Source organism: Komagataeibacter sp. FXV3, from assembly GCF_015155755.1.
In the GTDB taxonomy this organism is placed as follows: Bacteria; Pseudomonadota; Alphaproteobacteria; order Acetobacterales; family Acetobacteraceae; genus Komagataeibacter.
Map to the genome: position 1 here is coordinate 1 of NZ_VWPI01000030.1, position 1707 is coordinate 1707.

Sequence of the window (1707 nt, forward strand, 5' to 3'; positions counted from 1 at the left end):
GATGCAGGACCCAGCAGGGCGACAAGGGCTGTGAACAGTGCGGCGGCGCGCGGGGACATGGCAGGGGCCTCCGTAACAGTTTAAGGGAAAACGGGTGACATGCCCCGTCATGGTCAGTGCGTGGGGGCGGCATCCCCATAGGTCAGGCGGTAGATGGCGCCCGACAGGTCGTCGCTGATCAGCATGCTGCCATCGGGCAGGGGCAGGACATCAGCCGGACGGCCCCATGCCCGCTGCCCCTGCCGGAAGCCGCTGACCAGCACGGTGGGGGGCCGGGGACGGTTGTCCGCGTCAAAGCTGACGCTGACCACCTGGTATCCCGATAGCTGGCTGCGGTTCCATGACCCGTGTTCGGCAATCATCAGGCTGCCATGATAGGCGGCGGGAAATTCGGTGCCCTCATAAAACCGCAGCCCCAGGGCCGCGACATGCGCGCCCAGCAGCAGGGCGGGTGGGGTGAACTCACTGCATGGATGCTGGCTGCCGAACTGCGGGTCGGGCACGTTGCCCTGATGGCAGTAGGGATAGCCGAAGGACTGCCCCGGCACGTCCACCCGGTTCAGTTCATCGGATGGCACGTCATCGCCCATGTTGTCGCGCCCGTTATCGGTAAACCACGTGACACCCGTGCCCGGCTGCCACGTGAAACCGACCGAGTTGCGGATGCCATACGCCACGTCGCGGCGGTCCGTGCCACTGGCGTTCATGGAAATGATACGCCCGAATTCGTGGCCCACGTCACATATGTTGCACGGTGCGCCAATGGGGACATACAGCCGGTTGTCCGGGCCAAACGCAATGAACTTCCATGAATGGTCGCCGGCGCGGTAGGGCAGGCTGTCGGCCACGACCTCGGGCTTTGGCGGGTCGTCCAGATGGTCCTCGATGGCGCGCAGCACGACAATGCGCCGCATGTCGGACACATACAGGTCACCATCGTGGTAGGCCACGCCCACCGGCAGGTCCAGCCCCTGGGCAATGGTCTGCACCCGCACCGTCCCGCCGCCATCCACACCGCTCAGGGCATAGACATTTCCCGCCGCCATGCTGCCGACGAATATGGTGCCCCGCGCGCCACGGGCCATTTCACGCGCACTGGGCACATGGTCGGACACAATGCTGACATGGAACCCCTGCGGCACCTGCAGCAGGTCCGTGCGCGGGGCGGCCAGCGCGGCGGTGGCCGGGACCACCAGGGCCGCAATGATGGCGGCGCGGCCCATGAAGGCTGCGGGGATACGGGGCATCGGATGGCTCCTCGGCGCGGCGGGCGTGGTCACGAAACAAGCTGGCGGATGCGTTCGGCCAGGGCCGTGGCGGAATATGGCTTGCGCTCCACCGGGACATCGCGCAGGTCGGGGGGGATCATGGTGCGGTCGGCATAGCCGGTGGCGAAAATGAACGGCACGCCCCGCGCGCGCAGCATGTGCGCGACCTCGATCGAGCTTTCGTCACCAAGGTTGACATCCAGTATCGCGACATCCGGCACGCGGGTGCGGATGGCGGTCAACGCTTCATACACCGAGGCCACGGTGCGGACCTGTCCCAGATTGCTTTCCTCGATCGCCCATTCGGCTTCCATCGCAATCAGGAACTGGTCCTCGACCAGCAGGATATCGGCGTCGGTCACTTTCTTTTCCTTTCCCGGCGTGGGGGATGCGGCGGCCGTCGCATCCTGCGCCACAGGTGGCGGGGCGGGGTTTACGT

Annotated in this window: 2 protein-coding genes; both read right to left on the reverse strand. The window is 66.0% G+C overall.

The features are described 5' to 3' along the window. Positions 1-113: 113 nt before the first annotated feature. Entirely contained in the window at positions 114-1247 is a 1134-nt protein-coding gene (locus tag F1542_RS03055; protein WP_193731753.1) for a sorbosone dehydrogenase family protein, read from the reverse strand. Between the two features lie 29 nt (positions 1248-1276). After that, positions 1277-1707: response regulator (locus F1542_RS03060; protein WP_193731754.1), on the reverse strand; the 431-nt coding region annotated here is incomplete at its 5' end.